Origin of the sequence: Peribacillus sp. TH27 (genome assembly GCF_016650915.1) — a bacterium.
Taxonomy (GTDB): domain Bacteria; phylum Bacillota; class Bacilli; order Bacillales; family DSM-1321; genus Peribacillus; species Peribacillus butanolivorans.
The window spans coordinates 738,678-755,960 of sequence record NZ_JAEKEV010000002.1 but is presented as its reverse complement, the minus strand read 5'-3'; the positions used below and the strand labels follow the sequence as shown (position 1 = coordinate 755,960).

The 17,283-nt window shown below is 35.4% G+C and carries 14 protein-coding genes, 2 pseudogenes and 1 other annotated feature; of the genes and pseudogenes, 12 read left to right on the top strand and 4 right to left on the bottom strand.

Going from position 1 to position 17,283, the window contains the following annotated elements:
• Positions 1-4 precede the first annotated feature (4 nt).
• From JFU24_RS05035 to JFU24_RS05015, 5 genes and pseudogenes are all read left to right on the top strand, one after another.
• Positions 5-769, top strand: coding sequence for an enoyl-CoA hydratase/isomerase family protein (locus JFU24_RS05035; protein ID WP_201224844.1), 765 nt, complete (start codon positions 5-7; stop codon positions 767-769).
• 38 nt (positions 770-807) lie between these two features.
• Positions 808-1,776 (top strand): aminopeptidase, encoded by a 969-nt coding sequence (locus JFU24_RS05030; RefSeq protein ID WP_201180960.1) that lies wholly within the window; start codon positions 808-810, stop codon positions 1,774-1,776.
• 67 nt (positions 1,777-1,843) lie between these two features.
• The gene (locus JFU24_RS05025) at positions 1,844-3,016 is read left to right on the top strand and encodes a CaiB/BaiF CoA transferase family protein (RefSeq protein WP_242485279.1); all 1,173 of its coding nucleotides are present in this window, start codon (positions 1,844-1,846) and stop codon (positions 3,014-3,016) included.
• Between the two features lie 41 nt (positions 3,017-3,057).
• Positions 3,058-3,582 (top strand): gamma carbonic anhydrase family protein, encoded by a 525-nt coding sequence (locus JFU24_RS05020; protein WP_201249634.1) that lies wholly within the window; start codon positions 3,058-3,060, stop codon positions 3,580-3,582.
• Between the two features lie 399 nt (positions 3,583-3,981).
• Positions 3,982-4,203 (top strand): annotated as a pseudogene (locus tag JFU24_RS05015) (heterodisulfide reductase-related iron-sulfur binding cluster); the annotation flags it as partial.
• Positions 4,204-4,396: 193 nt separating this feature from the next.
• On the opposite strand, the gene JFU24_RS05010 reads toward JFU24_RS05015, so the two are convergent.
• On the bottom strand, positions 4,397-5,248 hold the full coding sequence (locus JFU24_RS05010) for a LysR family transcriptional regulator (protein WP_201249632.1): 852 nt from the start codon (positions 5,246-5,248) through the stop codon (positions 4,397-4,399).
• Between the two features lie 227 nt (positions 5,249-5,475).
• Between JFU24_RS05010 and JFU24_RS05005 the strand changes: the two genes are divergently transcribed.
• Together JFU24_RS05005 and JFU24_RS05000 are read left to right on the top strand one after the other, a co-directional pair.
• On the top strand, positions 5,476-6,714 hold the full coding sequence (locus JFU24_RS05005) for an MFS transporter (protein ID WP_201249631.1): 1,239 nt from the start codon (positions 5,476-5,478) through the stop codon (positions 6,712-6,714).
• A 349-nt stretch (positions 6,715-7,063) separates the two neighbouring features.
• Positions 7,064-7,289 (top strand) — a binding site (T-box leader).
• An 81-nt stretch (positions 7,290-7,370) separates the two neighbouring features.
• Positions 7,371-8,732 (top strand): sodium-dependent transporter, encoded by a 1,362-nt coding sequence (locus JFU24_RS05000; protein WP_098175146.1) that lies wholly within the window; start codon positions 7,371-7,373, stop codon positions 8,730-8,732.
• An 800-nt stretch (positions 8,733-9,532) separates the two neighbouring features.
• On the opposite strand, the pseudogene JFU24_RS04995 reads toward JFU24_RS05000, so the two are convergent.
• From JFU24_RS04995 to JFU24_RS04985, 3 genes and pseudogenes are all read right to left on the bottom strand, one after another.
• Positions 9,533-9,703: pseudogene (locus JFU24_RS04995) on the bottom strand (DUF1641 domain-containing protein); the annotation flags it as partial.
• A 357-nt stretch (positions 9,704-10,060) separates the two neighbouring features.
• Entirely contained in the window at positions 10,061-10,207 is a 147-nt protein-coding gene (locus tag JFU24_RS04990; RefSeq protein ID WP_201249630.1) for a hypothetical protein, read from the bottom strand.
• A gap of 89 nt (positions 10,208-10,296) precedes the next feature.
• A complete protein-coding gene (locus JFU24_RS04985; RefSeq protein ID WP_056522994.1) occupies positions 10,297-11,190 on the bottom strand; it encodes a LysR family transcriptional regulator in 894 nt (297 codons plus the stop codon).
• Between the two features lie 607 nt (positions 11,191-11,797).
• Between JFU24_RS04985 and JFU24_RS04980 the strand changes: the two genes are divergently transcribed.
• The 5 genes from JFU24_RS04980 (at position 11,798) to JFU24_RS04960 (ending at position 17,106) form a co-directional block, all read left to right on the top strand.
• A complete protein-coding gene (locus JFU24_RS04980) occupies positions 11,798-13,036 on the top strand; it encodes a GntP family permease (RefSeq protein ID WP_201249629.1) in 1,239 nt (412 codons plus the stop codon).
• A 139-nt stretch (positions 13,037-13,175) separates the two neighbouring features.
• The gene (locus JFU24_RS04975) at positions 13,176-14,012 is read left to right on the top strand and encodes an NAD(P)-dependent oxidoreductase (RefSeq protein WP_201249628.1); all 837 of its coding nucleotides are present in this window, start codon (positions 13,176-13,178) and stop codon (positions 14,010-14,012) included.
• A gap of 599 nt (positions 14,013-14,611) precedes the next feature.
• Complete coding sequence (locus tag JFU24_RS04970) at positions 14,612-16,045, top strand: ABC transporter permease (protein ID WP_201249627.1); 1,434 nt, start codon at positions 14,612-14,614, stop codon at positions 16,043-16,045.
• An 11-nt stretch (positions 16,046-16,056) separates the two neighbouring features.
• Positions 16,057-16,743 (top strand): ABC transporter ATP-binding protein, encoded by a 687-nt coding sequence (locus JFU24_RS04965; protein WP_201249626.1) that lies wholly within the window; start codon positions 16,057-16,059, stop codon positions 16,741-16,743.
• Positions 16,744-16,836: 93 nt separating this feature from the next.
• Positions 16,837-17,106, top strand: coding sequence for a hypothetical protein (locus JFU24_RS04960; RefSeq protein ID WP_201249625.1), 270 nt, complete (start codon positions 16,837-16,839; stop codon positions 17,104-17,106).
• The last annotated feature ends 177 nt before the right edge of the window (positions 17,107-17,283 follow it).

The following is a 17,283-nucleotide window of genomic DNA, read 5'->3' as shown; positions in this document are numbered from 1 at the left end:
ACGAATGAAGTGGATAAAGCCCAATATTGAAAACCAGATTTGCACCATAACGATAAATAACCCACCAATGAATATTTTGACGAAGGAATTTCGTGAAGAATTTGTGCCGTATATGGAAAATCTAAAGTCCCGTACTGATGTTCGAGTCATTATTTTGACAGGAGACGGTGACCGGGCATTCTGTGCAGGAGCTGATTTAAATGAAGAAGGTGAATTGACCCCTGAGACTGTACGCTACTTTCTCGAAGAAGATTGCCGCATTTATGATGTTGTTAATGAAATGCCACAACCAGTGATTGCTGCTGTTAATGGATATGCTTTTGGTGGGGGATTTGAACTGATCCTAGCATGTGATATTCGAATTATGTCCGATCGAGCAAAGCTGTGTGCAGCAGGAGTTAAAGTAGGATTAGTTGTCGGACCTACCCGACTTGTAAGGTTGATGGGAGAAGCTTACGCAAAGGAAGTCATATTAACTGGGAGAACCGTATTAGCTAATGAAGCATTTCAACGTGGTTTGGCTAGCAAAGTTGTTCCTCATAATACATTAATGAATGAAGCTTTAGATTGGGCAAAAATGATTGCCTCACGTGCACCAATTGCAGTCAGGAATGCTAAAGAAACAATTCAAAAAACAATGGATGTAAATTGGCAAGAAGCCATGGCATTTGAGTTAGATGCTTTTATTACTTGCCAGGATACGCAAGATCATAAACATGCCATTGAATCTTTTTTTAATAAACAAATACCAATTTTCCAAGGAAGATGATAAAGAGATTTATAGACCAAGAGGAGGATTCACAAGTTATGAATGAAGTTATGATGTATCCAGGAGCCTATGCGTTGATAAAAGTTTTGGCAGGAGTTGTAGAAGGCGAGAAAGTGTTGATCTTAACTGATTTTCAAACAGAAAGTATTGCTAAAACATTGGCAGATGTAACCTGCTCTTTAGGTGCTGAACCGATTACGATGTCCATGCCACCAAGAAAGGGGCATGGTGATGCTCTACCCGATCCAGTTGCCGCAGCTATGAAAGAAGTAGATGTTGTGATTGCTCCAACTACTTATAACATCGCACACACGAATGCTCGTCATGAGGCACAAGCGGCTGGTGCTAGAGTTTTAGTCTTGCCAGAATCCCATGAAAACATTTTGTTGAGTAAAGGCTTACAAGCTGATTTTATTTCACTTAGACCCCAAGTGGAACAAGTAGCAAATTTATTAACCAAGGGTGATGTAGTTAGGGTAACGACTACTCAAGGAACGGATTTACGACTATCCATTAAAGGAAGGGAAGGGCGAGCATTAACAGGTTTTGCAAATACCAAGGATATATCTGCTGTGCACTGCATTGAATCCAGTATAGCACCTGTTGAAGGATCTGCAGAAGGGGTCCTAGTAGTAGATGGAAGTATACCAGGAGTTGGTCTTATAGATACTCCTGTGGTTGTTGAGTTTAAGGCTGGGAAGGCTGTTTCCATTACAGGGGGAAAGGAGGCAGATTTGTTTAGAAAAATATTAATTGAACGAAATGATGAAGATGGGAACATCTATTATGCAGGTGAATTTGGAATTGGTATGAACCCGGAATGTGAGTTAGAAAATAGTATGTTAAGTGACGAAGGGGTGTTTGGCACCATTCACGTTGCTTTAGGTACAAATGCTTATATTGGTGGGGTAATTAAGGCAAAAGGTCATTACGATATGGTTGTTAAAGACGCTATGGTGGAAATAGACGGTGTAACTATTCTTCGTAACAATGAACTTTATTTATGAGTTTGATGGAGGATACTGTGTTGATAGATTAATAAATATTTAGTAAATGATAGAAGGGATTGATTTGATGAGTGCTTTGAATGGTATCCGTATCGTAGATCTCAGTCAGGTAATGGCAGGTCCTTATTGCAGTATGTTACTAGCCGATATGGGAGCTGATGTAATAAAAATTGAACCACCCACTGGTGAGAATACTAGAAGGTGGCCACCTCACATCGATGGAGAAAGTGCTGCTTTTATGGCAATTAATCGAAATAAGCGCAGCATGACGCTGAATTTGAAAGATGATGAAGACAAGAAAATATTTTATAAATTGATTGAAACAGCAGACGTACTAGTTGAGAATTATCGTCCCGGTGTAGTTAAGCGATTGGGTGTTGACTATGACACCCTAAACAAGATTAGTCCTCGTTTAGTTTATTGCTCTATTTCCGGTTTTGGTCAATATGGACCTTATTCATCTCGCGGGGGCTATGACTTAATTGCGCAGGGAATGACGGGAATCATGAGTGTGACCGGAGAAAGAGGCGGAAACCCAGTAAAGTGTGGGTTGCCTATCACAGATTTGGGTGTTGCACTGTTCGCTGCCTATGGAATATTATCTGCTTTGTATGCACGTGTTCAATCAAATGAAGGTCAATTTATAGATGCTTCTTTATTTGATACCGGCCTTGCTTTATCTGTTTGGGAAAGCACGCAATATTGGGTTAATGGTGAAACACCAGAGCCTACTGGGAGCGGACACCGATTGTCGGCACCTTATCAAGCCTTTCAAGCGAGTGATGGCTATTTCACTGTAGGAGCAGATACGCCACATCATTGGCCTGTATTTTGTCATATCATAGGAAGACCCGAATTTCTAAATGACGAAAGATTTGTCGATGATCCTTCACGGATCAAGCATTTAAAGGTTTTCATACAATTAATTGAAGAAAAAACAAGTAAACGCCCAAGAAGTTATTGGCTGGAGAAGTTTGAAGAGGTAGGGATACCTGCCGGCCCAATTAATTCTTATCCAGAATCATTAACTGATTCACATACCATTTCCAGGCGAATGGTTGAAGAGTTAGAACACCCTATTGCTGGAAAAATTAAGGCGTTAGGTATTCCTATCAAATTATCAAAAAATCCTGGTCAAATAAGAAATGCAGCTCCTTTGCTAGGGCAGCATACAGAGGAAATTTTAAAAGAATTAGGATTAGAAAAATCTGATCAATCTTATAAAGAGTTAAATATATAACACCTAATATTAATTACGAGAGTGATAGGGGGATGGTGTTGGTGATTCATCGTTTAAGAGGAAGAGTTCCATCCATTAATTCTGAAACGTTTATACATGAGTCAGCGCAAATTATTGGAGATGTTAGGATTGCAAAAGATGTGAGCGTCTGGCCACAAGCCGTGTTAAGGGGAGATGATAAAAATTTCATTGAAATAGGGGAAGGAAGCAATATACAAGATGGTTGTATCTGTCATGTTACACCCGATTTCCCTTTACATATAGGGAAAATGGTAACTGTTGGACACGGAGCTATCCTACATGCCTGTAAAATTGAGGATGGGGCTTTGATCGGCATTGGAGCGAAAGTTCTAGATGGGGCTACCGTTAGAAAGGGAGCACAAGTAGGAGCTGGAGCAGTTGTACCCCCAGGCAGGATTATTCCAGAAGGAGCACTAGCTATAGGAATTCCTGCTAAAGTGGTTAGGGAGCTAACGGAAGAAGATAAGAATGAAAATGTTCATAATGCGATGGAATATATTGAACTTTGGAAACGTGATTATTACAAGGAAAGGGATGAAATTTGAGTTACGAAAGCTTAAGACTCAATAGTAGAGGACAAAAATGGGAAGAATTATTTGGATTTTGCAAGTGAGTAGGCGTCAATAATGTTTTACAAACCTGCGTCTGTAGGAATCTATTCTATGTTCATCATGAAGTTGCCGCCGAATTACCAACAAATTTGTAGAAATAGTAAAACGATTAAAAGTTAGGAAAAAAAGAATATTTAGAAGAGAAAATTGTATCTACAAATATTGGTTAATCGATGGAGTCAGTTAAAATGGACTTAAAATTGAATGAAGTAAAGGAAATCATTCCTTCTAACCAAATTTTACGAGTATATCTGATAGACATAGTTATAGTTACAATGCTTCTTTTGGTAAGTTCCTCCCTGATATGGTGATTCAGGTGAAGAATAAAATAGATCAGCAGGAATTTACAATTTAGTTAATTACGAAGTATCCATGGATATTTTAGATTTGAAGATGGAAAAAGCAAAGGATACTAAAGCCTCTATTATCGTAACGACAAATCCCGGTTGCTTGTTACAAATGAAATTGGGTATAAAAAGGGAAGGTCTAGAGGAAAGTATAAGGGCTCTACATCTCGTAGAATTACTAGTTGAAGTAGGAGCAGTAACAAAATAGGAAATTTAATCTGCACTTTAATTGGTCGATTATTCACTGTTATGGAAGAATTTAATCAAGTATATGATCAATGGAAGTCAGCAGAGAATGAATTCCATTGCATCCTATCCAGTTTGAAAACTCTTTGTTCAAACTGGATTTTTTTTATGCGATATTCCTATTAAAATTTTTACATTCTATTATTAATAGAAAATTAACAAATCGCCTCAAGTACATTTTTAAATTGTAAAATATTGTTCTGCTTACTTTCGTTCTTCTTATAAATGAAAACGGTATTAAGGACATTGTCAAAATTTAAATTGTAATAGTGAATGTTTGTATAGTTGTATAAGTCAATAAGCTTAGTATTTAATACAGCAATGGTATTACTGATTTGTAAAAAATCTTGAATACTACTAATAGATTTTATTTCCTTTAATTTATATTGTAGTTGATTATCCATAAGCCAATCAACTACAGCTCTTGTATACATACAACCTTTACTCAAAACGAGCAATGTAATTGGTGTTTTCTGATCGAAATTGATTATATGATCATTACTTGTAATAATCTCAAATGTTTCAGTGGCAACAATATCGTATGCTAAATCGGGGTATTTTTTAATAGGTTCGCTAATTAGTGCACAATCCAATTCGGAATTGTGTACTTTTTGATTTATGGCATTACTAGAATCTACTGCGAAGTCTACATCCAATTGAATGTCTTTCGTATTCAACATATTGGCGAGGGGGGCTCCGTAGATTTTTAAGGTTGTATGTGATGTGCCAAAGTTCACTTTAGAGTTAAGCTGATAGGCACCAATGGATTGTAAAAATTCTTCATATTCTTGAGTAATAAGTTGAAGATAGTTTTGATACTGGGTACCTACGCTAGTAATCTTCAATCCTTGGGGTGTTCGTTTAAAAACGGGTTTTCCAATTTCTGACTCCATTTTTTTCACTTTAGCAGTAAGTGCGGATTGAGTATAGTTTGTGATTTCTGCGGATTTACTTAAATTTTGTCGATTTAATATTTCAATTTTTAATGCAATTTCTTCGATGTTCATTTTGTTTGTCACACACCCTATAAAAAAAATTTATGGATCCTATCATTTTCCTCCATTTTACGCTTCTCAGTAAGGAGAGTAAACTCTAGTTAGCTAATAAATAAGGAGTCGAGATGATGCTACAAGCTAATAATAGATTACGAGACTATTCACTCTATAATAAATATCCATAGCCGAATTTTACTGATTGAATACATATGTAATAGCAAGATATTGGAGGGGCATTAATGAATACATATTATAAATGGTTAATCGTATTAGTGGCTACACTATCACAAACTGCAGCAACATTTGTGACATATGGCATGGGACCTATCGCTACATTCTATCAAATTGAATGGAACTTAACACCATTGCAAACAGGCTTTATTGTTTCAGCTGTAAATATTGGTCCGATGTTTTCAATGTTAGTGTTTGGTTACTTAATGGATAAAAAAGGGGAAAAACAAATTATTGGATGGGGGACAATTTTATTAGGGCTCTCAGCATTAACACTCGTTTTTGTTAACAATTATATTGTATTGCTGCTTTTATTATTATTGGTTGGGATATGGTACGGCAGTGCTCAAACTGGTGGTAGTACTGCTATCGTAAAATGGTTTCCCAACAAACATAGAGGTCTAGCTTTAGGAATAAGACAGACCGGTATACCAATAGGAGGGGCTTTAGCCTCTGTAATGTTAACCTATACATTTTATCATTTCAATTTGTCAGTCGCGCATGTTGTACAAGGAGTTGTAGCAATTATAGGAGGTCTACTCTTTTTATTATTTTATCATGAGCCAGAAAATACTAGTCCTCCAGAATCGAAATCGGTGTCCTTTAAGGAGAAAATGAATCTTATCAAAAATAATAAAGAATTATATCCGATGTACATTGTAGGTGTTGTAATGATGTCATTACAAATGATTATCATTGCACATTTTATGAGTTATGTTCATCAAGAAGGTAGCTATTCCCTAACAGAGGCAGGGAAATATTTAAGCCTTGTTTTAATAGGTGGAATGATTGGGCGGGTAGTCATCGCATGGATGAGTGATCAATTCTTTGAGCATAATAGAGAAAGATTATTGCTTATTGTGATGGTTTTTACAGTAATTCTTACATTGATGTTGCCACTAATCATTCATGTAGAAATAAAAATATTGATGCTGCTATTCTGTTTTCTATTAGGGTTTGTAGCAATTGGTTGGTATTCAATTTTTATTGCTTGTGTCACAGAGCAATCGGATCCCCGTTATATAGGCTTAACGGTGAGTTCAGCTTTGACATTAAATCAATTATTTATTGTTATAGCACCTTCGTTATTCGGTTTAGTCGTAAATATATTGAATAGTTATCAGCTAGCATTATATCTTGTTGGAATCGCTGTAGCTTTAGGAGCGATTAATTTATACAGAGCAAAAATAAAAATAGAATGGTCAAAGGGTCATCGCAAAAGTGCGATTTTTGAGCGACACAGGTAGAAAATATTTAAACTTTTTATAAAAGAATCATTTAATTGAACATGCTCTTTCTATTTGCCCAAAAATCAAGCGGTTTATTTCTAATAATGTGACTTGTTCTTCTTCAATCTGTTGCTCTTTTTTCTTTAAAGTTAACGCCAGGAAAAGAGAATTTCAAGCAAATACTAGTGCTACATAGTACACAGTTTGTACACCTTTAAAATAAATTTGAATTTTGGAAATGTCTCGTAATGTGGTGTATATAAAGAGTTGAGAGGAGTAATTGGGGTTAAATAATATTAAATTCTGAAAAAAGGGCTTGACCATCGGATGTTATCATACTATAATTTCGTTTATTATTCAAAATATTTAATGAGCGAAGAAAAGAACATTATTAAGCCGGTCTCCCTGTTAATAGAGAATCAGTGGTTGGTGCAAACTGATACAAAGACTTAGGTGAATTTCATTCTTGGAGCTTTTTTATACTACAACATTGAGAAAGTAGTATAAAACGGATTAAACCGTTATTTTAACAAGTGGGAAACATGTATTGTTTCCAATTAGGGTGGTACCGCGTGAACAGCCACGTCCCTATCGTTAACGATAGAGACGTGGCTTTTTTTGTTCTTTACTTTGTTTTGTAGAGGACGTAATAAAAATAGATTGGATTGATTAGCATTCAAACATCAGAGCAATGGTCATCGAAGATTGGTTTTATTTTATCAGCAGCAGGATCAGCTATAGGAGTAGGCGCAATATGGAAGCTTCCTTATGTAACTGGAATAAGCGGTGGAGGCGCATTCTTTCTTCTGTTTATTTTATTTTCTTTGTTTATAGGTTTTCCATTGTTATTAGCAGAGTTTGTTATTGGTAGAAGTACACAAAAGGAAGCAGTTAGTGCTTATCGCAGTTTAGCTCCTAATAGTAATTGGCATTGGATTGGTAGGTTAGGGGTATTTACCTGTTTTCTTTTATTGTCTTTTTATAGTGTAATTGGTGGTTGGATTGTTATTTATTTTGCAAAAGGTTTATTTGGTGGAATAATTAGTGAGGGCGCAGATTATGGATCTGTCTTTAACGAGACGATTGGAAATCCTATCTTGGTGATTGTAGCTCAATTTGCATTTTTGGCGATTACCGTTTTAGTTGTAGCAAAGGGGATTCAAAATGGCATTGAAAAAGTAAATAAAATTTTGATGCCCGCTTTATTTTTACTATTTTTTGTTCTAATCATTCGCTCACTAACACTCGATAACGCTATGGAAGGTGTGAAGTTCTTTCTAGCACCTGATTTCTCGAGTATTACATCTCAAAGTATTCTGTATGCGATGGGTCAAGCGTTTTTCTCCTTAAGTGTCGGCGTATCAGTAATGGTTACTTATAGTTCATATCTTTCAAAAAAAGAAAGCTTAATTCAACCAGCCATTTCAATCGTTACAATGAATTTATTCATTGCTTTATTAGCAGGATTAGCAATCTTCCCAGCTGTATTTTCACTAGGTTTAGAACCAGCTGAAGGACCTGGTTTGTTGTTTGTTGTACTGCCTGCTGTGTTTAATCAAATTGTTTTTGGAGAAGTTTTCTTATTAGGTTTTTTAGCATTATTTTTATTTGCCACATTAACTTCGGCTTTTTCTATGTTAGAAATAATTGTCGCATCACTAATTAAAGGAAAAGTGGAGAAGCGAACAAAATATGCATTTATTATTGGTGTTTTAATTTTTGCAGTAGGAATTCCCTCTGCATTATCCTATAGTGTTTTTGCTGATATGTTAATCTTCTCGAAAAATTTATTTGATTCAGCCGATTATTTAGTTAGTAATATATTAATGCCACTAGGAGTGTTTTTAATCTCTATTTTCGTACCACTTAAGATTAAGAAAAGCACTTTGAGAGAGGAACTATTACAGCATTCTCGTTTAGGGGCTTCTGCATTTAATATATGGTTTTTTATAATGAGGTTCATTATTCCTTTAGTTATTATCATCGTATTTCTTGATAGTACTGGAATACTTGATAAAATAGTTGCGATTTTTTAGTATGAAACCACTCACTTTTTGAGAGCTTATTATGAGTGAATCAAAAGCTCTGAAAGCTAGCAGAGATTCTGCCTAACTTCAGCACTTTTTTATAAAAAAACGGATAAATAAGTGGTATGGCGAAGCCAAAGTGATATGGGCATCAGAAATACGGAAAAAAGCTTAAAAAAATGAAGATGGGAAAGATGGGCTTGGTTATAAGATCGACAAGGTTGGGGTCGGCGGTTCGAGCCCATCACAGTTCATTTAATTGGAAAGGTTGGAATCCTTGATTTATCAAGGGTTACAGCCTTTTTTGTTTGTACTTTTTTGTGGAGGAAATGAGATAGAAAAACTACAATTTTAGATTGTATAGCAGGTTTGTTTAATAGAAATATAAGAACTGTTAGGGAAAATGTGTGTTTTGATAGGGGAATTGGTCAATCTATGGCATAGACGATGATGGCGAATTATTCCAGACCTTTCAGATAAAGAACGTGCTTCAACTTGAGTAGAAATCAAGAATCTTGGGTCAACAAACCATAGGGCTTCTGTTAACATGCATATGGGTTTTCCCTGTAATAATTCCGTGCTGATGCAGTCCTGCTCATTGTAAACTTTCAGCTGTTTTCCAGTGTTACTTTGATTTTCATCCGTGTCCTGCATAGCGGAAAAGGAACCGAATATTTTTGCATAAATATGATAAAAACAATCTCTGCTTACCTCACGTATTTTCCAATGAATGGTTGGGAATAACAATTTCGTTCCCTACGATTGAAGGAACGGCTGCTCATTTTGCCATCTTTGAACCTGAACTTTAGCAAGTTTTGATCTAAATCGTAAGTTTTTGTTAAAAGATTTACGACCTCAGTTAACTTTGGTAGTTGCTCCACTAAAGTAGTTAGTGATTCTTGAACTTCAGGTTTTAATAATTGATCAAGTAGATCCGTTTTACCTAATGCTTGTTGAGCTTGAGTCAATTCTTCTGACATATCCAATTTTCCTTTTTATCTGTATTTCCGCTAAGCTTATTTGTTTAAATAACTCTTGTAAAACATATTCCGACAATCGATTAGGATTAGATATTAAATTTTTTCTTCCAAGCCATAGTAGGAACGATGACAGAAGAAAGAACCAGAAATCATATACCCTAATCAAGTCGATGAAGAAAAGAACGACATATTCAGGATTGGAGACTGAATATCTCAAAAACCTTATTATGCTTTAGCTTAAGCACTTTGAGATGGCTTTAGCTGTCGACGTTTATGTCCAAATCCACCTGCTTTAGCATGTGGTTGTTTATGGCGTGTTAGGGTTACATTATGATACCGACATTACTAATTACCTAATTATTTCATTTCTTTGAGCAAAAACGTTTTAACCGCTTTTGGACCGTTCAAGACACGCGGGAAGCCTGTATATGGAATCAAGCGCACGATAGTTCCAACAATTTCATTTGGATTGATCCAATGGAAGTCCCGACGCGTTTTTTCCATGTTATTTCATCCCAAATATTATTTGTATTTGACAGAAATAAGTATAACGCAGTTTTTTAAGTCGTCAAATACATATTATTCATTCAAAGTTATTTTTCATGATTAAAAGGTAAATCTGCAGAAATATACTGGATAAATTCACGAACTGCAGGTGAAGGGTGTTTCTTTTTTTTCGATATCAATCCTAAATTCCAAGGTAAGCGAGGATTATCGATGGGAATGGCCTTGATTAAATCTTGATCGAATTTTTTTGCAATGGGTTTTGGGCAAATCGAAATCCCTAAGTTTTCGCCAATCATTCCATTAATAAAACCCCACTCAGATACTTCAAAAGCAATTTTCGGACGAAAACCGGCTCGTAGGCATTCTTGAATAATAAGGTCATGAATAAGCTCTTGCTTAAATAGAATGAAAGTTTCGTTTTGTAACTCTTTCATTTCAACTTTATCCCTCTGCGCTAATGGGTGGGAATGATGGACGAAGAGCGACAATTCTTCATTCACAAAGGGGACAGCATCAAACTCCTTTTCATCCGCCGGCAACATAACCACACCAAGATCTAAAATCCCGTCTTTGACGTCCTGTTTCACCTTTTTTGAATCATCTTCAAAAATTTTTATTGTGATATCGGGGTATAGATTATTAAACCCCTTAATGATTTTGGGGAAAAATAGAAACCCAATAATTGGAGGTATGCCAATTTTTATCTTTCCCTTTTTTAAGTTCATTAAATCATATAGGTGCATCGATAAATCATTTAGCGATTCCATAATTATTTCCCCTTCGGCTAAAACAATTTCGCCTGCGTCCGTTAATTCAATTTTCTTTGCGGAACGGTCAATCAGTTCTACATTTAATTCTTCTTCCAAACTTTTAACTACTTTACTTATTGTAGACTGCGACAGATGGAGGGATTTGGAAGCCTTAGTAAAACTTTTGTATTTGGCTACTTCTATAAAGTAAGTGAGGTGACGTATATCCATAAAGGTAATCTCCATTCTATGAAGTTTATATATTATTTTTATTCCTTTTATTCATTTTACTCATACTAATTTGAGATGTATACAAATAAGAATACATTTTAATCCATCTTTTTTCAAAATGGATTCTTTTTATTTCTCTTAAATGCTGGCTTTTGGATATTTTTGTTGTTTCGTTATTCCAAAGCGACACTAGCTACCGCAAGTACTTGCGCTTAAAATGTGAATTTATCTAGTATGTTTCAGCTGAATTACCTTCTTAATCATGAAAAAAAGGAATGTAAGTCATGAATTATATATATTGTACGAATGATGAAGCCTGCGTTATAGTTGTTTCTGTCAAGTGCACTAGATATTATTTCAATATATCTATATTTATTATTAAAGAAAGGGTATACATGGTGTAACTAAAGCTAGGAAAAAGAGATGAAGTTTTAAGGTTAAATATCACTATAGGTATCTTTGGTTATCGTATATTGAGAAGAAACCTTCCACTAAACAAATAGAGAATAAAGAGGTAGAAACGAAATGGATATATTGGGTATATTTGGGATATTGTTAGGTGTATTAACAATTATTCTCTTTATTATTAAAAAGTTCAATATCATAATTGCTTGCACCCATAGCGACGATTGTCGTGTTGCTGTTTAACGATGTACCTATACTAGAAACAGTATTTGGCAAAGAAAATTCTTATATGACGGCACTTGCTTGGTTTGTTGCATCAAATTTCGCGATATTCTTATTAGGTTCTATATTAGCGAAATACATGGATAAAAGTGGGGCAACTATTTCAATTGCAAATAAAGTATTGTCGGTGGTAGGAACCAAGAACCCGTACAACGCATTAGTGGCATTATTTATTATTTCTGCAATTCTTACTTACGGTGGTATTAATGTATTCGTCATAATATTCGCATTAATTCCAATGGCTAAACCTATCTTCAAACAACTTAATATTTCTTGGAAATTAGTTACCATTCCTGTGTTTGGTGGGACTTCAACGTTCACTATGACGATGTTGCCTGGGGCACCTTCATTACACAATATTGTGCCTTCAACGGCTTTGGGCACCACATTAACTGCTGCACCGCTTATCGGAATCGTCACTTCCATCGCAGCAATTGTCTTCTTACTAGTATTTATGAAATTTTCGTTGTCCAAAAGCTTGCGTAATAACGAGACATTTAATGTGGATGAGAAGGTTGAAAGTAGTGATGCGACATCTAAACGGAAGCTCCCATCATTCATTATCAGTTTAATGCCTATCATCGTGTTATTAGCCATAATCCTAATATTTAGTTCTGTGAGCAACATTATCATTTTCGCTTTGATTGTTGCGATCTTATTGAGTGCGATATTATTCCGTAAACAAATCGCTCAGCAAAAAGAGGTATTAAATCAAGGTGCTGCCGAATCGGTATCATCAACAATTACAACTGGTAGTACGATTGCATTTGGTAGCATTGCAACAAGTGTACCGGCGTTTAAGGGTGTATTTCAATTGATTCAATCAATTCCTGGACCTCCCGTGCTCTCATTAATGATTGGTACAGGTCTTATAGGCGGTATTACTGCTTCAGCTGTTGGAGCAATTGGCATTTCTGTTTCAAATTTTGCCCCGTACTATTTGGAAATGGGACTAGATCCGGAAACGGTTCACCGCGCAATCGCAATCGGATCTGGAGCTCTATCAATTGTTCCTTACTCTGGATTCTTGATTATATTTAACAATTTAACAGGATTAACTATGAAAGACACTTTCAAAAATGGATTTATCAGTATAAGTGTTACCCACTGGATCGTAATGGCCGTTATCGTTATCATGGCCCTCTTAGGTTTAGCTTAACTATGTAACTGTAGCAAGTTTTCATACTTGTTATGAATGAAACAACTATAACGAAACATTCAAAACTTTATGCTAAAGTTTTTTATGTGATAGATGTAATTATTACGATTAAAAAGTATAAAATTAGGAGGAATTTATTATGAGTAAAAAAATTGGATTTGTAGGATTAGGAACAATGGGCTTCCCGATGGCCGTTAATTTAAAGAAAGCTGGTTTTGAAGTAATCGGTTATGATGCCTATAAAGGTGTTTATGAGAAAGCAATTGCTGCTGGAATAACAATGGTAGAAACTTTAAAAGAAGTGGCGGAACAAGCTGACGAAGCGATTATCTCAATGGTTCGTGACTATGCCCAAAATGTTGACATTATTTTTGGTGAGAACGCTATATTATCTGCCCAACCTAAAAATAAAACAATTATTGTTATGAGTACACTTGACCCTGATACAATGAATCAATTAGGCAAAAAAGTCGAAGAAGAAAGTGATTTGAGATTAATTAGCGCTGCGGTAAGCGGTGGTGCTTCAGGTGCTCAAGCTGGAACATTATCGATTATGACATCAGGTTCAGAAGACATCGTGAAATCTTTCCAACCATACTTTGATGCTATTGGATCAAACACATTCTACTATGGCGAGGAACCAGGCAACAGCCAAGTAGCAAAATTAGTTAATAATATGATTTTAGGTATTAACATGAATGCTTTAGCTGAAGGACTTAAATTAGGAAAACACTATAACTTACCTAAAGAAGAGGTATTAAACCTATTACAAGTTAGTACAGGTGATAGTTGGGTAGTTAGAAATTGGAGCGATATTTCTGAATGGACAGCAGACACTGCCTTAGCTGTTTTACTTAAAGACTTAAAAGCGGCTTATAACGAAGGGCTTAAACACAATGTAACTTTACCATTCAATGCCTTATCATCTACACAATTATTTGACTCAATGGGAAAAGAGAAACCAAAAGCCAAATAATCGAATAAAGTTACCACTTAATTGGTTTATTATACATTCTCTCTAAAAGGAAAGTGTTCTGTGTTAAACAGAATGCTTTCCTTATTTATTTAGCGTGAATATAAATGAAAAAATAATTAACATTGCCTTTTAGAAGCAATATAAAAAAATGTCTCTTATGAGATGCTTTTTTTATTAAAAAGTTCAATAGGTATGCTTTTGCCATGCCCTTTTACATGGTAAAGAGCATTAAAAGAAGATAGAATAGGCCTCTCGGAAAAGTATTTCTACCTGTATAGTAACAAAAAGAAGTTAAGGTAGCGTTAGGATAATGGTTTGACTCGAAAAAGAAGTAACTTTGAAAAACATTTGGGCATGTTTAAAGTCAGGGTTACAAAGAAGTGATATACACCGATTTTGTGTAGATAAATTCAAATATGACAAATGGTGTTATTCATTTAGGAAATCATTGTGATTCGATTTTAAACTTTAATTAATGTTTGGTAAAAACACCACACTTCTCCATATAGCCTCCTCTATATCTCCATATAAACTCCTCTATATCTCCATATAGACTCTAGATTAGTCCTGTACATTAGAGATATCAAGGAGGTAAAAAAATGAATTTTATCAAACGCGCATTTTTAAGTGTACGAGCAAGAAAGGGAAAATCCCTTATCTTATTTGCGGTATTTTTAGTTGTGACGAATCTAGTGTTGGCAGGATTCGCGATGCAAAATGTCACGGAAACAGCGAGTGATCTCGCTAGAAAAAAATTGGGAGTTGACGTAACGCTAGGATTAGATCCTGAAAAGTTTCAAAAAAAGATGGAAAAACAGATGGAAGAAAATCCAAATGAAAGAATAAAGATTCCGGAAATTTCTACAGAGGAAGCAGATAAGTTAGCTAAATCACCCTATGTAAAAAATTTCAACTATCTAAAAGAAGCTTATGGTTTAGCTGAGGGCTTTACTCCCATTGAGCTTGAAGAAAGTGAAAATGCAAGCTCGTTTGCCATGGTTGGAGGCCAAGATGATAGGGAAATGCCCAATATATCATTGGTCGGCGCAAGAACCACTGATTTATTACAAGGATTTACAGAAGGAACGGAGGAGATCATTAAAGGGCGTGGCATAACAGCAGAAGACAAAGGTAAGAAAGTAGCACTGGTAGAAAAACAATTAGCTGAAGAAAACAAGCTAAAAGTTGGTGATAAGGTAAAAATCAAAAAAGACGATGGGAAATCGACAATAAAGGTAGAAATAATAGGGATTTATGAAGCATCCGACACAGGTGGCCAAAAAGCACCAATAGCTTTCTTGGATCCATCTAACAAAATATATGTTTCGCTCGAATCATTAAAAGAATTTTCGGACAATAAGGATATGAAGGGCACCCCCATTGATAAAGCCATTTATTACTTAAATGATCCAGAGCAAATCGATGCTTTTAAAGCAGCGGGAAAGAAAACAGACATTGATTTTGACCTATTTAAACTAGATGCTCATGATGAATTATATAAGAAAATGGTAGGCCCTATTGAGAACATGGCAGCCACTTCAAAATGGATCATCTACCTGGTTTCCATTACAGGGTCCATTATCTTAGGTCTTATCATTATGTTGACCATAAAAGAACGACGGAAGGAATTAGGGATTTTACTGTCGATTGGCGAGAAAAAAGGGAAATTAATAGGACAACTTTTAGTAGAAGTATTATGTATTGCTGTTTTAGCCTTTAGCCTCTCCATATTTACAGGTGGGACAGTGTCTCAAAAAATGGGAGACAGTTTATTACAGAAAGAAATTACGGCTTCTGAAGAGCAAGAAAATAATCCTGGACAAAGAGTAGGGGTTGCGGTTAGAGGCGCGGGTATGGGTAGTGACCTAGATCAAGATGTGGATCCTATAGATAATATTGATGTAAGTGTAACATCCCAAGATGTGATGAAATTAGGGGGATTAGGCCTATTAATCGCGATCTTATCAACCATTATTCCAGCATTATCCATTCTTCGATTGAAACCAAAAGAAATATTATTAAAAGATGAATAGGAGGAACACACATGGACACGATTTTACAATTTAAAGATTTGAATTACCATTATCAAAGCAATAATAAAAAAATCACGATATTAGATAATGTAAACTTTGCGTTTCTATCCGGACACTTTTATACCATTTTAGGACCATCGGGATCAGGAAAAACAACGACCCTTAGTTTAGCAAGTGGGTTAGATATCCCAAGTAGTGGGAATGTCGTATACAAAGAAAAAGATTTACAGAAGATCGGTCTGGATACCTACCGAAACCAACATGTCTCGATTATCTTTCAATCATATAATCTGATTACGTATATGACGGCCCTTCAAAATGTAGTCACTGCCATGGAGATTACACGAGTCGATGTGAAAGACAAAAAAGCAAGAGCACTTGAGTTATTAGAAAATGTAGGGCTGACAGAAGTAGAAGCAAAAAGAAAGGTATTACAGCTTAGCGGTGGTCAACAGCAGCGTGTAGCGATTGCTCGTGCATTATCTTGTAATGTAGATTTATTAATTGCTGATGAACCAACTGGGAATCTAGATCAAGAAACTTCCATGGAAATTATCGAGTTATTTAAAGAACTTGCTCATAAAGAAAATAAATGTATCATTGTCGTCACTCATTCACAAGAGGTGGCTAAACAATCAGATAAAGCTGTATATCTCGAAAAAAGAAAGTTAGTAATCAAAGAGTTAAAAGGCAAATGAATAGAATGGTAACACTGTTAGATAGAAAAAATGACATATCACTATATTAATTTAGTATAAGTAAATGTTTCAACACAAAAAGGACTGAGAAATTTGTGGAAAAAAGTGTGGATAAAAATAGCAGCCTCAATTGGGTTAATAACAATCGGCATTTTAATTGGTTCGATTACAAACTTGATAGATTTAGGGGATTATCCAGAATTGAATGAAAAAGATAATTATCAAGATTTATTTCAGGATAATCCAGAGGTGTTTTTCCCTTCCAATCAAGATGAAATGGGACCAAATCAGGGAGACGTGTCCCCTCCTAATCAAGGAGGGTCTGAGGAAGGCTCTACAAAGGGGGAAGCAAAGCCCTATTAAGGTTCAGAAGATAGGCAAAAATGAAAGAAGAGCATTAGGAAATATTCAGAAGGCAAAAATAATGCAGTCTCCAATGAATGAGTATGAGTAAAAAAATACATGCTTAAAGATTCTATATTTTAAAATATAGAATCTTTTTTGCTATGTACTTCGGTTAGTTAATCATTTACTTTGTTT

Excerpts from the sequence above, each read along its gene's own strand:
- JFU24_RS05035 (WP_201224844.1), top strand. The coding sequence starts at position 5 with ATGAAGTGGATAAAGCCCAATATTGAAAACCAGATTTGCACCATAACG.
- JFU24_RS04965 (WP_201249626.1), top strand. The coding sequence starts at position 16,057 with ATGGACACGATTTTACAATTTAAAGATTTGAATTACCATTATCAAAGC.
- JFU24_RS05030 (WP_201180960.1), top strand. The coding sequence starts at position 808 with ATGAATGAAGTTATGATGTATCCAGGAGCCTATGCGTTGATAAAAGTT.
- JFU24_RS05010 (WP_201249632.1), bottom strand. The coding sequence starts at position 5,248 with ATGAACATCGAAGAAATTGCATTAAAAATTGAAATATTAAATCGACAA.
- JFU24_RS04985 (WP_056522994.1), bottom strand. The coding sequence starts at position 11,190 with ATGGATATACGTCACCTCACTTACTTTATAGAAGTAGCCAAATACAAA.
- JFU24_RS04970 (WP_201249627.1), top strand. The coding sequence starts at position 14,612 with ATGAATTTTATCAAACGCGCATTTTTAAGTGTACGAGCAAGAAAGGGA.
- JFU24_RS05025 (WP_242485279.1), top strand. The coding sequence starts at position 1,844 with ATGAGTGCTTTGAATGGTATCCGTATCGTAGATCTCAGTCAGGTAATG.
- JFU24_RS04975 (WP_201249628.1), top strand. The coding sequence starts at position 13,176 with ATGAGTAAAAAAATTGGATTTGTAGGATTAGGAACAATGGGCTTCCCG.
- JFU24_RS04990 (WP_201249630.1), bottom strand. The coding sequence starts at position 10,207 with ATGGAAAAAACGCGTCGGGACTTCCATTGGATCAATCCAAATGAAATT.
- JFU24_RS05005 (WP_201249631.1), top strand. The coding sequence starts at position 5,476 with ATGAATACATATTATAAATGGTTAATCGTATTAGTGGCTACACTATCA.